Origin of the sequence: Vibrio alfacsensis (assembly GCF_019670485.1) — a bacterium.
GTDB lineage: Bacteria > Pseudomonadota > Gammaproteobacteria > Enterobacterales > Vibrionaceae > Vibrio > Vibrio alfacsensis.
On the sequence record NZ_AP024167.1, the window covers coordinates 160,857 to 177,744 of the forward strand.

18 protein-coding genes are annotated in these 16,888 nt (G+C 41.9%); 2 read left to right on the forward strand and 16 right to left on the reverse strand.

Annotation, left to right across the window (positions count from 1 at the left end; genetic code table 11):
* Positions 1-75 precede the first annotated feature (75 nt).
* The 12 genes from VA249_RS22300 to VA249_RS22355 all read right to left on the reverse strand — a co-directional run bounded on the left by VA249_RS22300 (position 76) and on the right by VA249_RS22355 (position 11,136).
* The gene (locus tag VA249_RS22300) at positions 76-840 is read right to left on the reverse strand and encodes a hypothetical protein (protein WP_176703720.1); all 765 of its coding nucleotides are present in this window, start codon (positions 838-840) and stop codon (positions 76-78) included.
* Positions 830-1,228, reverse strand: a complete 399-nt coding sequence (locus VA249_RS22305) for a hypothetical protein (RefSeq protein ID WP_176703719.1) — start codon at positions 1,226-1,228, stop codon at positions 830-832. The genes VA249_RS22300 and VA249_RS22305 overlap by 11 nt, the downstream gene beginning before the upstream one ends.
* Positions 1,225-1,809 carry a hypothetical protein gene (locus VA249_RS22310; protein WP_176703718.1) on the reverse strand — a complete coding sequence of 195 codons (585 nt, stop codon included), beginning with the start codon at positions 1,807-1,809 and terminating at the stop codon, positions 1,225-1,227. The genes VA249_RS22305 and VA249_RS22310 overlap by 4 nt, the downstream gene beginning before the upstream one ends.
* Before the next feature lie 15 nt (positions 1,810-1,824).
* Complete coding sequence (locus VA249_RS22315; protein WP_176703717.1) at positions 1,825-3,537, reverse strand: VWA domain-containing protein; 1,713 nt, start codon at positions 3,535-3,537, stop codon at positions 1,825-1,827.
* 71 nt (positions 3,538-3,608) lie between these two features.
* Complete coding sequence (locus VA249_RS22320) at positions 3,609-4,649, reverse strand: DUF3150 domain-containing protein (protein ID WP_176703716.1); 1,041 nt, start codon at positions 4,647-4,649, stop codon at positions 3,609-3,611.
* Between the two features lie 78 nt (positions 4,650-4,727).
* On the reverse strand, positions 4,728-5,342 hold the full coding sequence (locus tag VA249_RS22325) for a hypothetical protein (protein WP_176703715.1): 615 nt from the start codon (positions 5,340-5,342) through the stop codon (positions 4,728-4,730).
* Complete coding sequence (locus tag VA249_RS22330) at positions 5,342-6,337, reverse strand: AAA family ATPase (RefSeq protein WP_176703714.1); 996 nt, start codon at positions 6,335-6,337, stop codon at positions 5,342-5,344. Before VA249_RS22330 ends, VA249_RS22325 begins: the two co-directional genes overlap by 1 nt.
* Positions 6,338-6,427: 90 nt before the next feature.
* Positions 6,428-7,339, reverse strand: coding sequence for a PD-(D/E)XK nuclease family protein (locus VA249_RS22335; RefSeq protein ID WP_176703713.1), 912 nt, complete (start codon positions 7,337-7,339; stop codon positions 6,428-6,430).
* A gap of 10 nt (positions 7,340-7,349) precedes the next feature.
* Complete coding sequence (locus tag VA249_RS22340) at positions 7,350-8,645, reverse strand: putative sodium/potassium/calcium exchanger (protein ID WP_176703712.1); 1,296 nt, start codon at positions 8,643-8,645, stop codon at positions 7,350-7,352.
* Positions 8,646-8,825: 180 nt separating this feature from the next.
* Complete coding sequence (locus VA249_RS22345; protein ID WP_176703711.1) at positions 8,826-9,308, reverse strand: hypothetical protein; 483 nt, start codon at positions 9,306-9,308, stop codon at positions 8,826-8,828.
* Between the two features lie 3 nt (positions 9,309-9,311).
* Positions 9,312-9,581 (reverse strand): hypothetical protein, encoded by a 270-nt coding sequence (locus VA249_RS22350; RefSeq protein WP_221072299.1) that lies wholly within the window; start codon positions 9,579-9,581, stop codon positions 9,312-9,314.
* Positions 9,547-11,136 (reverse strand): hypothetical protein, encoded by a 1,590-nt coding sequence (locus VA249_RS22355; RefSeq protein ID WP_176703709.1) that lies wholly within the window; start codon positions 11,134-11,136, stop codon positions 9,547-9,549. The genes VA249_RS22350 and VA249_RS22355 overlap by 35 nt, the downstream gene beginning before the upstream one ends.
* Before the next feature lie 270 nt (positions 11,137-11,406).
* Between VA249_RS22355 and VA249_RS22360 the strand changes: the two genes are divergently transcribed.
* Positions 11,407-12,264 carry a hypothetical protein gene (locus VA249_RS22360; RefSeq protein ID WP_176703708.1) on the forward strand — a complete coding sequence of 286 codons (858 nt, stop codon included), beginning with the start codon at positions 11,407-11,409 and terminating at the stop codon, positions 12,262-12,264.
* Between the two features lie 2 nt (positions 12,265-12,266).
* A complete protein-coding gene (locus tag VA249_RS22365; protein WP_176703707.1) occupies positions 12,267-13,346 on the forward strand; it encodes a DUF7146 domain-containing protein in 1,080 nt (359 codons plus the stop codon).
* A gap of 65 nt (positions 13,347-13,411) precedes the next feature.
* Here VA249_RS22365 and VA249_RS22370 read toward each other — a convergent pair whose 3' ends face one another.
* Genes VA249_RS22370 through VA249_RS22385 form a run of 4 tightly spaced genes read right to left on the reverse strand, consistent with a single transcriptional unit; the run spans position 13,412 to position 16,847 of the window.
* The gene (locus VA249_RS22370) at positions 13,412-14,083 is read right to left on the reverse strand and encodes a hypothetical protein (protein WP_176703706.1); all 672 of its coding nucleotides are present in this window, start codon (positions 14,081-14,083) and stop codon (positions 13,412-13,414) included.
* Between the two features lies 1 nt (position 14,084).
* On the reverse strand, positions 14,085-15,515 hold the full coding sequence (locus VA249_RS22375; protein WP_176703705.1) for a TraB/VirB10 family protein: 1,431 nt from the start codon (positions 15,513-15,515) through the stop codon (positions 14,085-14,087).
* Positions 15,512-16,363, reverse strand: a complete 852-nt coding sequence (locus VA249_RS22380) for a type-F conjugative transfer system secretin TraK (protein WP_176703704.1) — start codon at positions 16,361-16,363, stop codon at positions 15,512-15,514. The genes VA249_RS22375 and VA249_RS22380 overlap by 4 nt, the downstream gene beginning before the upstream one ends.
* Positions 16,278-16,847, reverse strand: a complete 570-nt coding sequence (locus tag VA249_RS22385) for a TraE/TraK family type IV conjugative transfer system protein (RefSeq protein ID WP_176703703.1) — start codon at positions 16,845-16,847, stop codon at positions 16,278-16,280. The genes VA249_RS22380 and VA249_RS22385 overlap by 86 nt, the downstream gene beginning before the upstream one ends.
* Positions 16,848-16,888 lie beyond the last annotated feature (41 nt).

The window sequence follows — 16,888 nt, forward strand, 5'->3', positions numbered from 1 at the left end:
GGTTTGGGCAGAATTTTTTGTAAAAAAAAAGCCCAAACTGTCACACCTTTCGGCGGGCAGTTGTGGGCTTATTGGTTAGACAACGACTTTCAATCCAATTTCATCAGATTTGCGTTGCTTTCTTTTAGTTACTTTCATGCCAGAATGCACATAAGTTAACTTGTCAGATATCATTCCAACCACGCGACCAACTTCGGGCGTTTGCTCCGGCTCTGGTACTTGCTCTGCGTTTACAGTGCTTGTGGTGCTGGATGAATCTACATGTGATGCTTCTAAGTCGGTTGGTTCAACGTCGTCTTTACTATCGGCACTCGGTGCGGAATTGTTGAAAAAACTAAAGTCGACCTCTTCCTTATTGCTATACGATAATTTTGATTGTTCAGGTAGACAATCATCTACTTCACTCTCTTTATCATCGGTTAGGCTGTCAATGTCATCTTGAGAGGTAGAAGAATCAACTTCGTTCATCTCGGCAACTTCACTAACGTCTACATCACTCTCAACTTGCTCTTCAACCAGTTCGGTTGTATCAGATTGAGATTCACTAATCATATCTTCAGTCACTAAGGATGGTTTTTCATCAGCTTCATCGGATGTGATTGGATCTTCGGTAGTTTCTTCCTCCAAGGTTGGGGCTAGCTCAGTATTGACCGTATTCACTTCAGTAGGAGCAGACGCTAAAGGCGCTTCATCCTGAATAGGTGTAGTAACAATTTGAGTAGGTTGAGGGTCTGTTGGTAATTCCACATTGGTAGGGTTCGATGTGGATTCTTCATCTGATTCAACTACGTTGATAAATTGCTCTAAAGCAATACCAGCTGAGGAAAACTCATCGGTCATCTCGGTTAGGATTGTCTTGATCTCGTTTTTTGAATAATCGAGTTCCTGGTTGAGACGGTCTACTTTCTTTTTTAGCTTTTTGAGTTTTCGAAGTGCGAAACTCATCTTGATTAGCTTTAGGATCATGTGGATTACTCCGATATTTGTGTAATAGGTACAACTCATCACTAAGCATCCACTTACGAACAACTTTGTAATACTGTGTGTAGAACTTGTATTCCAAGTGGACTTTTTTTGCTTTATCCCGAACAAGTACCATCGTATGACCCTTGCTCAGTTTCCAAAGTACAACTTCATGCTCGTGATACTCATGTGTTTCAGTACCAAGAACCCCAAGGTTGCCGTGTTTGCGTAAAGCAATGGCGACTTTTAAAAAGAATGAGCTCATGACGAACCTCCTTTTTCAACAGGGTGAAGCTGGCTTTTAAGTCCCATACGACTGCGCTCTTTCTCAAAGATATCTAACTGACCAAATGAGGCAGCTTTCTTCTCTTTTCGAATAGTGCTTAGGACTTTATTTCGAGCCTTTTTAGGGTCGATATTTAGTTCTTTGGATAAGACCTGCGTATACCGGTCAATTGACTTGTCATCATGCTTAAGCACGCTGCCAATCTTCCTTGCGGTTTTAACTACTGCAGGCGTTTGCTTTTGCTGTTCAAGCATTCGCAAAACACCAGTGCAGCGCAGTAGGTCTTGAAGTGTTTCGGTGAGTTGTTGTGGGGGTATTTGCTTACAAAAAGCGTAAGCGGCGATTGTGAAAGGTTTGGTGGGATCATTTTCAACGTCTAAAAGCCAGTTGATAATTTCCAGCTTTTTGTTCAGAGAGGTATGAGTGTTTAGTAAGTTCTTCACTTGGTAGTGATAAAACTTAGCATGCCACTCTACAACGAGTTCACTCTCTGTTTTGTATTGACGTTGATTAATGCCACCAGCCTTTGCCATCGCCAATAGATCATTGACAAAAGACATAAGGTTTTCTCCATTTTAGCCTTTGATAACATTGCTGATTTGGTTAGGCAGGTCTGAAATGTCGTGGATATTCATACTGTTCTTCCAGTATTGAGTTACCGCTTGGCATCGTAGACCTAATGCATAAACCTCAACGCCAGCTTGGGCGCAAAGTTTATTCATGGTGGGTAAGTGCTCTGCTGAGTTAGGGCGACCATCAGTGATAATAATGATGATTTTGCGCTTAGCTTTAGAAGCCATGCACTGCTCCATACACCAATATTGACCATACTCCGTTGGAGTACCGCCATCTGCACGAGTGATAAAATTGCTTTTAACTTGCTCAAGAGAATGATGTTCAAGTTTCAAAGCTTTGATGTGATTTCGGAATCGACCGCTAAATTCACACACAGAGGATGTTAAGCCTCGTGTTTTCTCAAAAGCATCGATCATTGAAACGATGGCTTGTTGTGAAATTGTGAATCTATCGTGTGAGTCCATTGAGCCACTGGTATCCCATGCAATAGAAACATGAGTGTTCATGGCTTTGGTTTCTGTTTTATGTCGAAAAACATTAGGGTTGCCGACAGCCATTGCTAAAGGAAACTTCTTATGAAGACGTGTTCCTGTCACTCTAGCTCTAACACGGCATTTGTTTTTTGACTCGAACGAGCGTTTAACTTGTAAAGCTAAACTAGGCAGTACCTTGTACTTCGAGATATCTGCATTTTGTCCGAGGAGAGGTGCATTTGGCGGTTCGTAACTGAAAACCTTTCCGTTTTGAGCGTCTAAGTGATTAAAATCCAATGTAGAACGTACATCGTTGGATTCACTCAGCAACTTGTCGTTAAGTAGGCTTTCAATTGCATCAGCGATCTCTTGATCTTTTGATGCACCCTCACCACCAGAACCACCTTGACCTTGCGATTGCTCTTTCATCTCACTAGTTGGTGATTGTGATGAATTAGAACCGCTGGCTTGTGACTCTTGGTTGCTTTGGGATTCGCCACCATTTTGTTGTTGCTGTTGACCTTGACCTTGATCCGCTTCGCCATTTTGCTGCTGCTGCTGCTGCTGCTGCTGCTGCTGGTTAGCTTTATCTTTGCGGTCTTTGGCCTCTTCTTCCAAAATCTCGAGCATGTGGTTAGCCGTGCGCGCATTCTCTAGTGAGTCTGCTGCAGTCGCACACGATCTGATGAGAGCTTTAACTTTTATTAAGAGAGGTAACCCAAAGGTTTTCTCAAAAAGCTTTTCATCACTATCAGCTAACGGGATGCACTGTTTATGATCGACGACATGCGCGTAACCAAAATTCAGGCAGAAGTTAGTGAAGATTGAAGCTGGTGATTCATCTGGTTTAGATGCTGCGAGGCTACCATCTTCAATTAAGATATTGGTCAGCCCCTCCATACGCATTTTTGCGAAATCACTGACTGCGTTATGTTTGCACTCAATAAACACATCTTCCAACCTGTTAAAGATGGCAAATGCTTTGGGTTTAACTGCCTTTGGTGAGTCAGGGTTGGTGTACTTAGCGTGAGATAACTCATGCCACATATACCCAAATAAGCGCAGCTTATCTTTTTCTGAAACTTCTAGTGGTAGGTGGGGAAAGCGGAAGACCTTTTCTTCAAAGTTAATGGATGCCGTTTGAAAAGCGCCAAAAATGACTTTGTAGCCAAAGGTTCCACCTAGTGCCATCAAGATCAATTGAATTGAGCCTTGAATAGCGTTTGCGTTATTTCTCATGGGATTTCTCCAAAAAAAATGGGAGAAATCCCTGTAAGGGAAATCTCCCTTACGGAAAGGTGTGTGGTGGGTTATAGGTTATTACGTAAACGGTTCATTGCAGCTTCCATAGGAGAGGAAGTTGTTTTTACCGATGCTACTTGCTGTTTAGGTTGAGCAACTTCTTTTGGTGGAATGACTTGTTCATCAGCATTCGCATTCATGTCAACTTGAAGCTTAGGTCGAGCAAAACTGACTTTGGCTGGTTGACTTGACGCTTTCAATGCTTCGATGGCTTGTGGACTACCAAGCATAGCCTTGATCTTCCATAGTCCATGTTCGTCATCGAGAATCATGGTCTTTTTAGATGTTGCTGACCAATGGTTAAGCCAAAGCTTATTCATAATAGCTGCCACTTTGGTTTTGATGTCTACAAGTTGAGCGTCTAAGAAAGCATAACTTTCAAGGTACGCTACAAGTTCATTTTCAAAAGTTGTTAGAGCTCCTGTTTGTACCTTGTCGCCAGGTTTTTTCTTACCGAAAAACTTAACTACATAAGTAACGAGACTTTCGTACATATAGTTTGAAATATTATCTTCAATTGCTTTCAAGCCATCCTCACTACTCACGGTGTAAGTGAGAAGATTAAACTTGAATGAAGAACGTAGTTTTTCGTGAGACAACTTGTATTTACGAACAAGGTTACCCCAGTCGTGCCCATACTGCGTGTCACAGAGATCCGCCCAAAACTCAACCAAGTGGTCGAAGTTGAAGATAAAGTCATTAACCAAATTATTAAATTCATGCTCGTAAGCAGTGAATTTGTCGGTAACTTCATCTTTACGATCTAGGTTTACACAGCGCGCTATAGGTGTATTAAACGCGACGCTAGCTAACCAAGCGTTAGCATTTGCTCGAAGCGATGTAATGCGAGTGATCGCATCCAAAGCTTTAAAAGCGTTTGAATTGGTATCGATGTAGTCCTTACAGTCTTTAAGAGCAGGCCAGATCTTTACCTTTTCACCCTTAACAAGCGATTTTGGTGCATCTTTTCGTGACAATTCTTCCGTGTCCTTAATGACACGATCAGGTGTCGGTACTGAGATAGCAGAAGTAACAAATAAAAGTTCCATGTGGTTTTCTCCATTTTGGAAGTGTGCAAAAGCCTCACGACATAACCGCGATGGTTAAAGAGGCTGTTTGCTGGTGGGTTAATTAAGCGAGAGTTTTGGGCGGCTAAAAGCGTACGCTTCGCCGTTAAACTCATGACCTTTTAAATCAAACAGCTCGATGTATTTAGTGAGCGACTGAAGCTGCTCTTTCATCGGTGATTCAAGTTGGTCTAGATGGGTTAGTTGCGTTTTTCCATCCGTCAATAATGCGAATCCATCTTTCTGAGCTTTGAATAAACAAAGCCAAGCATAAGGACCGTCAAATTGACTGAGGAAGAATGGTAAAAATTTGAGGGAGAGACGACTGTCATCCTCAAACTTTAAAGCTGACTCTTCATCAACAAAACATTCGGGAATAAGCTCCTTAAGTGTTTTGATGAACGATTCAAACTGGTTAGGTTCAAATTCGTAATACAACGTTTGAGCAATAGAAGAAAAATTTCCCTTTTGCACCATAGTGTTGTTTTCGATACGAACGTTGCCCACCATTGTTGAAAGGTCAAGAGTAACTTCAGGCTTGTAGGGCTTGATTGGCTTTACCTTGTATGAAAAAGGTGTTGCTTCCCAATGCACCATATCGTCATCAGAGACGATGTAGGCCGTACCTTGATGTAGATGTAGATAGTGAAGTTTTGCGTATTCATTTGAGCTCATTACAAACCACCTTTTTTCATAAGTTGGCTTTTAAAAATCTCAATGATCGCTCCCTTTTCTTCAGGCATGATTGCCTCTAGATTAAGGGATGACTTCAGAACGTTATCAATCAGTTGGTTCGTTTGGCTAAAACGTGGGCGCTTATACATTAAGTTACGCAAGATGCGCTGTGTGCCTCGATACGTGACTGGCAGCGTTAATGCTATTTCTGGTGCTTCACTGTGTTTAGCTCTCTTACTGCTAACGTGGATCGAGCGACAAATATTTGCTGCTTGAACGACGTTATCAACCATCTGAGACGGTGCGTTAAATTGATTAATCATTTGGACTTCAATCGCATGGTCGCAGTAATCAACTTCAATAATATCGAATCTATCTTCGGTTGATGTGTCCTGCTGTTGAGCTGTAGGGTGGTTACCATACATATCAACACCGCCAGCTGCATTACCCGTTGAAATGAACAAGAAACCGTGTTCTTTTTCAGATCTATGGCTGCGACCGATTTGACTGATGTGCATTGGGGCACCGTCAAGGATGGTATTTAGTGCGACATTGGTACGAGCTGGAGCTTTTTCTCGTTCTTCGAAAAGAAACGCATGACCCTTCTCGTACGCCGATTTTAACGGACCATCTACATATCCCATCACTCCTGCGACTGGATCAAGACGACCGCAAAGGGTCTCATATTCCAAATCTTCATGCCCAACCTCAACTTGGGTTGGATAATTAAGATACGCAAGAAGTTGACGCGCTGTAGTTGACTTACCACAACCTACGGGACCACTAAAATGCAGTCCGTCAGTAGTAATGTCGAGCAACCGTTGACCAATTTGATCTGCCGTTTCCTCAAACAGCTCCTTATCCATTACGTAGTTTGCCAATGGTTTTAAAGCCAGTGGATTAGGTTCAAACATCATCAACTCGATGTTTGGATCCAGATTTTGACAGCCAGGCAATGAAGTAAGGTTAACTACCTTTGCATTAATTTTACTCATGGGTTTCTCCAAATAATGAGTGTGCAAAAGCCTTACGACATAACCGTAAATGGTTAAAAAGGCTATTTGCTGGTGGGTTAGGGTGTATTGTTAAGCGGGTTGTTGGGCAATAACGTGTTCACGTTTTGGGCGTTTTTGAAGAATTGATTTATCGCCTTTTAAGCAATATTCAGCAAAATCGCACATGGTGCACGGCGTATTAAATGCCATTCGTGGTTGCCCTATAAACTCTCGACGATTAATGCGATTTCTCGTCACCTGTAATCGAGCTGGGAGTTCCGCGAGGGTAGAGGGATTAAGTTCAAAAAACTTAGCAGGCTCTATAGTAGGGCCAATTAGTTTTCGTTTTGATGGTTTGTTTGGAATGATGGGTGTTCGTTTCATAAACTCCCAAAATCCACCATGTGTGACCTTATCGTAAGGGATACGAGGGTCATCCATAATGGCATTCGCATAAAAACCAAGCTGCTCTGAATGTGGCATCCAGTCTTCAGCTGTAATTGCTGTAGTAGTTTTGATGTCGAGAGGACCAACAGTGTCGTTGAGAGGATTGTAAACAATGGCATCTATGACAGAGTGACAACGAATGCCTCCAATATCATGAAAGACACGCCATTGAACCAAGGGTTTACCGTCAGTTGCTTTTAGCACTTGAAAGCCACTTTCTTGCCAACGATCAGGTAACTGATCGGCAAAACCGTGAGCCATCCAATAGAATGCTTCAGCGTCGTAACGTTTACCCCAATCCCAATCCGTTTTGGATTCAATTTCTTTCTTCCAAACCGCATCAAGGTTCTTCATTGGGTCGTAGAACCTGCCAACCGTTAAGTTAGCCAAGTAATTCGATGTGATTTCATCGACAACTTTACCGAACCCAAGGTTGATGGACACTTTTTTACTCTCCAAACCAAGAATGTATGTGAGGTAATACTTCCTACCGCATAGATTCATTGATTGATATGAAGAGAACGACATCGGACGATCGGACTTTGAACTGTTCATGATCGCCACCTTAGTTAGACTGCAGAATTACGATTGCTTCTTCCATATTGTTCGGAAGATGCAGTTTCCAGTCATTACCGTGAGATTGCTTAACCGCGGCAACAACGTTACCCCAAATGGTTCCAGGAACATCTTGAGGGTGGTTTGTTTCGTCGTATTTCGATTCAACTTGAGGTTCAATCTCTTCGGCTTCAGTAGCTTCCGGGATATCTGCTTTAGTTGGTTCTAGTTGGTCTAACATTTCAAAGTTTTGCACTACATCTACCTCTGCTTCTGCTTGAGTGTCTGCATCTGTGTTAACAGGTGCGTCACCGAACATATCAGCTGTAGGCAGGGCAATTGATACCTCTTGAAGATCAGCTTCGTTAAGTTCGACCTCTGATTCCGACATTGCTTGCAATTCCTGCTCTGCAAAGTGTTCTTCAGTGGTATCGCTTACTTCACCGTCTTCTAATTCCTCCATAATTTGCTCATCGAGGACAGCGAGTGCTTCTTCGGTTTGAGGCGTAATACCGTCAAATTGCGAATCTGACTCTAGTGCTTGCTCTTGAGGAAGTTCCTCTTGAGGCTGGTCTTCACTTGATGATTGTGTAGGTTCAGATTGAGTCTCTAAATCAACATCTACATTAGATTCGTCTGTTACAGGCGATTCGTCAGTTTCTGTCTCATTTGCTTCCATGGATACCGATTGCTCAGTAGTCATTTCAGCATCACCGTTTTCACTATGAGATTTATCAGTAGTGTCTACGTCAGATTGAGTCTCAACTTGTACAGGAGTTTCTGTACTTGAATTTGGCTCTGAGGTTGAACTTGTTTGATCACTTTCAGGTTCAACTGAGTGATTAACTTGTTCAGCACTAGATTGATCAGGAATTAGCTCTCCAATTTGTGGCAAGTCTAAATCAACATGATCGTTCGTATTTTGGGTAGGAGTTGAGGTTGGTGATTGGGTAGCAAGAGCTTTGATTTTCTCTTCTGTAGCAGGCTTATCATCTTCTAGTTTCTTATCAACACATAGACGATTAAATAAACGAGCTGCAGCATATGACTCGACATACTGGTATGCATGCTGAGTTTGAAGATCAATACTACTTACTGTTTTAAGAAGAACTTTACTATCAGAACGGTCAAGAAGTTTAGCCGTGCAGATCAATAGAGTTTGGTCATTCTTAAGGTCTTGAGTACTAAACTCGAAATCTAGTAAATAACTAGCCATAGGGTACTTAACAAAAAAGTCCCAGTAGCGTTCATGGATATTAAATACTGATTCGATGGTATTAGTTTCAGTGTTTAGTTTCTCGTACATGGGTTTTCTCCATTTTAGTTAATAACGCGGAATGCGTGGGTTAAAAAACTGGAGATATAAAAAAGCGCCCACAAAAGGGGTGCTAAGAGACAAGTCGTAATAAATTACGATAATTGCGCGAGAAACGGCGGGTGTTATCTAAAGCATAACGCAAGAAAGCTTAAATTGTGAGCAATTTTGCTATTTTTTGCTCAGGTAGTGGTTAACTAGTTGTTGATATTCAATTTTATCAAAATTGATGATACGTTGAGTATTGGCGTATTGGATACGCACATCGACATTCTTTCTGAAGATTTTAGCTGCCATACCCGCGTAAAGTACCGCTTGAATACGCTCTTTTTCACTTCGTCTGCAAGTGATCTGATCGTCACTCTGATAGTAATGGCGAGATTTCACTTCCACAATGGTTACCCGTAAGGGGCTCACGAAAAGCAGATCCGGCAAACCTATCAAGTTGCCATCTATCAGATAACGTTTCTTGGTAAGCAAGCCCACATCTTTGATGACCAAGGTAGAGAGCAGAGGTACTCTGTATTTCAGTCTTATTTGTACGTGATTGTATATACCGATAAACAGGCACATACCCATTAGCGTTAACACGCCCTCTTTAGAGACGAGAAAAGATTGAAGCCAAAAAATTAAAATAGCAAGATTCGATTCCATGATTTATCTCCCTATAAATAGAAGCCCAAAGGCAGAAGCAACGAGGACAAACATAATAATCAATACCAAATCATTTAGAAGCGTGTGAGTTAGGTGTGCTTTTTTACCTGCTTTCTGAGCTTGCTGATTTTCACGATCATTGTGGTATTGTACCCCTGCAAGTGCGTTAGCTACCGTCGTAACGGCGATCAACTTCTTAGAGGTGCGTTTTTGGTTACGAGGTCGAAGAAATCGCTTACTATTCTTCCGACCATTTATTGGTTTCATAGTCATAGGTGTAATTCCTAATTGCATTTAAGTTATCGATTACTTCAAATCGAATGGATGGGGCGACACCAAAGCGTTTGTTTGGGATTGATAACTTTCTTCGGTTTGAAGCTGTTACACCGTTCACAAACCATTCAACTGATTGAATGTATCCGTCTTCATCTTGGCAGCGAGCGTTGAAATACCCATCATCTAGGTTTGTCTGAACTTCACACACCGGTTTAATGTTTCCCTCAACGAATATTTCTTCAGAATCAGTAAACTCAATTCCTTGTTTCGTGCGTAGAACTAAGTCGAATTTATGATCGCCAGATTCAGTGATCTGGTATGCAATGCGTGAGCGCCTAACCAGAAGATGTTTTCCGTTGTGGAAGAGTTCGACGCTGCGGATGTTCTCTTTATCAAACTTACTAACGTCAACATTCAACTCGATAGTAAAAGGTGCGATGAATGTGGACTTTTCACTGTTGATGGTTAGGTCAACATCAAGATCTTTGGCAGATTTCTCATAGATATTTACTTTGCTAAGTTGAGTGTCACCCTTGTAGGAACGGAATGTGTAATGTCGAAATATATTCCTTTCTATTAACATCGCAGAACCAAACTTAGTGTATTTAAAGGCTTCATCATTGGTTTCAAACTCTATCCGGTCCCCAATTTCAGTGTCGATGAGATATTGGTTTCGACCAAGGTATTCGATGTTGATGTTGTCTTGCTCAAACAGCGGATCAAGTAAATCGAGATGCGAGGTGGTTGGAATATGGTAGGAGTCTTTAGAGGTAACTTGCGCTTCTAGGTACAAACGAAAACTCCCATACCATTCATCGGTGTTTATTTTCATGGCGCACCCGTAGAGCGTTTTACCATCTATTTTGATAAAGCACTCTTTGTTTCTCGTTAAGCCTGGAACAATTAGACTTAGATCCACCAATTCACCAAATTTCGTTTGTTTTGGAAAATTGATAAATGCTGAAATGGAGTAAGGTCGTCTAACATTCATGCTAACCTTAGTTTCCGCGGACAAAGGTAAAGAGTCCAAACCTGTCTCGGGGTCAGTCACTAGCACCGTAGCATAGAATTGATAAACACCGTCATGGCTTGGTTTGAAATCAAAATCTCGTTTTTCAGTTCGAAGAATTTGTTGACCTTTATGCTCGACTTGAACTACGACTTTACATTCATGGCAATCAGTATTGAGGTGAATTGGATAAGAGCCATGAGTGAACATTTCTTCAGGTAGAGTAAATTTAGCCGCCGGCTTAGCCACACTTCTTACCCTTACTTTACCAAGTGTTTGGCCCTGCCTAATCAATCGGAAATAGTAATTGCCTGAACGCGATGGCTCATAGTATTGATACTTTGATAAAGGCGTTACGGTCGTGACAAATTCAAAGGTTTCACTCTTTGGTTTCATCACCATAAGAGCTGCTGGCTGATCTACTGACGTAAATAAGGTGATCGTAGAGGGAAACGGCAATAAAGTGTTATGGGTACGGAGCTGCTCTTGACTCCATGTTACGCCACTAAACATGACCAACAATAAACAAAGTAATCGAAACATAAGTAAATTCTCCTGTTTCCACTACAAGCGAAAATACTAAATCTAACTCTTGCTCAAATTTTGAACGCTGCTATAGTTGAATTAACCCACCATATTAGTGAAGTCATCTTCACCTCCTAAATAGTTGTCAGCACAAATACGTCTGTGATCATACAAATGTATTTCGGTTTGGCGTAATACATTCGTATGAGCACCGACTCTCCGAGCGTTATACCCGCCACTTTAGGCTATTAACCCATGTGCTTTTGCACTCTTTAGGAGAGACTTATTATGTCTATTCACAATCTGCAGTATCTTCGCGAAGCTAATTGGAAAAAACAATTAGAGGCTGATTTTGAAGCCGGTAAAGCGAAACAAGTATCATCTGAACAACGTGAAGCTATTCAAGCTGAACTATTCACTGAGATGCTTATCGAGCAGCAAGTCGCCGCTGGACGTCAACAACGTGAAGACACCATTACTATGTTTTGTGTGTTCTTTGTTGTTATCGTGCTAGTGAGTACTTTTCTTTTACGTTTAAAGGCTAAATCAACAGTTCAGCGTGAGCATGATCTTGCTGTAGCCAAAGAACGTTTCCATCTTCGTGAGGATATGGAACGTGAAAAGACTTCTATGCATAAAGAAATGGAAGCTCATAAAACATCTGTTAACAAAGATGTTCAACGTGAGATCACTTCTATGCATAAGGAGTTGGAACGCGAAAAAACGGCTAATCACAAGAAATCTTGTGAGGACCGTTTAGCTGTTGCTATCAAAATGGAGCGCCAAATTTTGGAGCTAATTTTGGCCAACAAAATGACTGCTGAAGAAGCTGAAGCTTACATTGCTGCTGATTATCAATATTCATCTGTTAAAGATGATCTTGATATCCGTAGTGATGCTGCTGCTAAGGTAACGGAAGCTATGGCTACGCTTAACCCTGATTTAACTGAAGCTGATTTAGCTAAAGTTAAAACATACAAGCCTCAACCCGTTATGGAACGCATGACAAATCCTGTAATGGATGAGTCAGACGAGCCAACATCGCAAGATGTAAAGGTTGATGGTTTTGCGTCGACAGGTAAGCTACAAAAAGTGAATAAAGAACTTGTTTCTCACTTTGCTAACCGTCGTTCAGCGGAGGCGTAACTATGAGTTATGTAGATTACGCCAAGTCTGTAACCGAGCAAGCTAGAGGGAAGTGGCCTGCAATCTTGAAAGAGATCGTTGACCCCGCTTACCATCGAGATATCTTAGAACCAAACGGTGTTTGCCCAAATTGTGGTAAACCCGATTTGTATATGGTTCCTAAGAAAGAAGCAGACCATGCTCTGAAATGCCGTAAATGCGACACAAGCCTTTTTAACGGCGTACGTGTTGCTGATGCTTTCTCTGAACTCAAAGGCAGGAAACTACTTAAGAGAATTGAAGAGTTAGCATCTTCGGCAGAAGTCAGCGTTAGCCAGCAAGCGATTCCTGTAGAGCGTGATTTTGCCAGAAAAGAGTTTGATTACATTAGTGATAATGCGATTGAAATCTTTGATGACAGATCCGCTCTAGGACTTCGTTACTTGTCTGACAGAGGTATTGATGTTTCTAACCAGAACGTAATTAACGCTCTGCACGAAACAACATACTTTGTTCCATCTGTTCGTTTTTATGACAAAACAGACGGTGTGGTTACTCAAGGTGAATTCCCAACTCTTGCGTTCAAAGTTTTCAATATGAACGGTCAACACATTAACTGGTGGAAGATTTATCTTGATCCACAACAAGGCAAAGCAAAGGTTCCGCAAGCTAAACGAGGTTGTCCGACTTTAACCAAAGGTCAGATGGCAGAAGAGGGATATTGCATCCCCTTTGGTCGTTATGATGAGACTTTAGGTGTTGCAGAGGGTCCTGAAACCGCACTTGCTCTTATTGAGCTAGGCCGTAACGTGTTTTCTACGTTAACAGCCAACGGTATCAACCGCTTTGAACCGCCTACTTGTTGTAAGCGATACGAGCTGTACGGAGACTATGACAGAAGTGGCACTGGTCAAAAAGTTGTAGTCACGACACACGCCCATCTCAGCATTACACACCCAGAAGTTGAGGTAGATATTTATCTGCCCCCTGAACGACTTTACGTTGAGGGCGAGAAATCATTAGATTTCTTAGACTTACTAGATGGTCATAAACGAGGACGATTCAATGTTTATGAGTTCGAGGAGTGTGGTTTTGAGATATAAACCTAATACAAAAAAGCCAATGAATTTTCATCGGCCTTTTTTTTTGCTCAAAACAGTATGGAGTGCTATTTAAAAGGGTTATTCTTGATAGGTTGAATGTAATGACCCGATTTCGTTGTGTAATAAGGCAACGCGTAAACCTTTTGATGCCTCGATAATGTATGACCTATTACAATTCGTGGATCAGCACAAGGAACGCCCTCTTCATCAAGCGATTCTTGAATAACTTTACCAATCTCATTTAATGACGGGGCACGACATAACAAGTGTTGAACTGTCTTTTTATCTTCAGCGTTATTGAATAGCCACACCAACTCAATTCGATGCTTAAAAGGGTCAAAGTAATAGTTCAAAGTATCAAGAGAGATCATACAACCAGTACAGCTTGGGGTGAGATAGAGCCGAATGAACTCGTCACCATCGCCAAACACCATGGCGTAGTCCTGGGGTTCAAGAACGCTTGGTATTTCTTCTACGTTAGGTTGAGGGGTAAGTGGTTCACTGACGCCATCCCACATATCCGTTACGACACCTTTCACAAAAAAACGTGAGTCTTTAGATCTCAAGACTAAACCATCGTCTTCCAAGTTAATAACATCCAAACCTAACGTCGGATATGCAACCTGGTTTAATTGGAGTAGCTCAAGGGCATTAAGCTGAGTCACATCGGATTGCGGTTCTTGCCCAGCACACAAGAATGGGCTGAGAAATACAGCAAATAAGGACAGATATTTCATACTACTTCCTTACTTTTTTGCTTTTCGATACGTCCTCAAGCAACTCAAGAGTTAGTGTATCTAGTACAATCATAGAAGCTTGAACAAGTGGACGAACTTGAACGTATGGCTGAAGCTCTTTTGCTTCCTCAAGGTAGTATTCACGAAGTGGAGCTGTACTTGAAGCCACTGCTCCGCCACCAGAGTTCAGTGTGTCTCCACCAGCCAGTTCAATAGTATCAATCTCACTATCTAACCAAACTGCAAACAAATCAATGCCTGAGGTGAGAGTTGAGAACATGACCGCTTTACCAGATGGATTGACTAAGTGACCTTTGATACCTAATGCACCGTCTGGCCCACTAATCGCCCCCGTGATTGGCATATCAAGATCACCGTACTCAAACTTACACGACAATTTGTAAGGTCTGAAATAGGCGCGTGCTTCCGTCTTATGAGCCTGTACGTCAGTAATGACTCGGCAAGGGTCTAGATTCATCTTTGAACCATCAGGGAGTCGAGCTTCACCACTCAAAACAAAGGTAGCTGATAATTTATCTGCAGCGCGCTTGCCTGTCGGTGCATCAACGCCCGTTAATAGTGTCAATGGAACTAATGAACCTGCATTGATACGCTTACCAAGATACTCAGTTTCATCACTTACAACCGGTGCTGGTGGCCTTGTACTTTGGATGATAGAAATTCTATTTTTTGGCGCTAAACCCTGGGTAGGATCATTGAGTCCGTTATTTGAATAAGGCGGTGATTGATCATCCGTAATATACATATTGTCAGTATTTAGCGCGTCTTTCTTTCCTGAATTTTCGTGACTTTGTCTAAGCAGCTCTAGTGGATCGGTTGGTAAACTTGAGTAAGCATTATCACTTTGGTTGCGAGTAGTCGTAGAGGTTCTTTTTTCAAACTCAATAGTATCATCTTCAGAATCTTCCAAAATCGTTTCGTCCGTATCCTTTAAGAAATCAAATTCCTTTGACTCCACTTCGTCTTCATCCTCAATTGAGGGCTCTGGTAGGACGACAACGGACTGTTGTTCTTCTATAAGCTGTCGCAACTCAGCAATTTGCTTATCTCTCTGCTGCTCTTTACGTTGAAGTTCATAGAGAATTTCAGGGGCAGTTTGTAAACGGTCTTCTGAGCTCAACATTGATTTGATCTCACTCATCTGTTTGTTGACTTGTCCGATACCCGCTTGCACGTTTTTTATGTCACGCTCTGTTGCTTGCTGACGGACATTTAGTGATTCAATATCAACATCATCAGCTGAAGCTATGAACGGTGTAACTTCAAGGTTTTGCTCAACAGGCACGGAAACTTCTTCTTGCTCTGGTTTAAGTAGAAACATCACTGCCACTACTGCTAAACCAACACCGCCCCAGAGAACGTAAGTTTTGGATTTATTATCCAGTTGTTTGTATTTCTCTTTTAAACTCATTGTCTAGCCCTCATCAAAAATACGTTGGTAGACTCGCCAGGGTTTAACGTTTTCTTCGGATAGAATGAAACGGCATTATTCACCATCTCTGAAATATCCATATTTTCGTTAGCACCGGCGGCTAAGAAGTCATCTGCTGAGAGTGTTACGACGACATTAGCTCGGTTAGTTGCAGTATATTGGTCGATTACAAACAAAGGAGTGCGAATACGCTTTTCTAGAATAAGTAGAGTATTGCCATAGAACTTAGGTTCGTTGTCGATAATATCAATGCCTTTCATACCAGGAGGAATTTTAGGGTGGTACTTGCCTATTTCTTCAAAGGTTTCAAGCATTGGGTTAATGTAGTCATCAGGGCGGCCAGCTTTATTAGCGACCTTGTCTAACTCCCAACTGTCGTCTTTAAGCACTAAGTTGATTTGAGCACCAACCGGTAGATCTGTAGCAATGACATTGAGTTTGAGTTTTGGTGATTTTTCGTCGTCACGCTCACTGATAAACATGCCAAAGGGTTTTGATTTTTCTTCTGGTCGAAAATAAATAGAACTGCCATCTACAGTGAAGTTGATGTCCACATCTTTGATAATTTTCGGGTTATCAAAAGGGGTGTGAATAACGTTCATATCCTGCCAACTTGCAACGACAACTTCTGTTCGACCACTTTCGATTTTTACATCAGTCATTTGTGTCGGGTTCTGGATTTGCCTTGCTGTTACGCTTTTTTCTGCAAAAGCACTTGTAGAAGCAAGGACAAGGCTAAGACTAAGACTCAGCGCGATCTTCGTCAGCATAGAAGTCGAAGTAGCTGATGCTTGGCTGATAATTGTCAATCTTGATTCGGAATTCATATGTAACTCTCCGCGTTTTTTCAGAAGTAGATGCGGCAATGATGGTTTGCTCACCGCTAATGTAGGTTTTGCCCGTATTCACGTCGTAAACGATCTTGTCGGGTACAAACCGAATAGAGCTTTGCTTGCTTCGTAACTCTTTGGCTTGTGCAAATAAATTACTGCGCAACTTAGCGTAGAGTTGTGGCTCAAACATTTCTGCAAGACTATCGACAATGACAGAAACGCTTCTTGGGGTGATATTGCCCATTAGAACGGCAGCGTAGAGGGCGTATTTTTTGTGGAAGCCAGAGGCCGCCGCGTCATAAGACATGGTGACTCGTTCATCCAGATAAGGAGGGGTAAGTACGATGCGGTCATGATTTCGTGATGCAGACAATATTGCTGCACCAAGCAGTATCGTCTGGATCAGTATCACGGTTGTTACTTTGTTAGCTATCGACAGCGCATCATTGCGGTCCCGTAGCCAGCGTCCTAGAAACATAACGAATCTCCATTTTTTGGCTCGTACTGTTAATAGCGAAA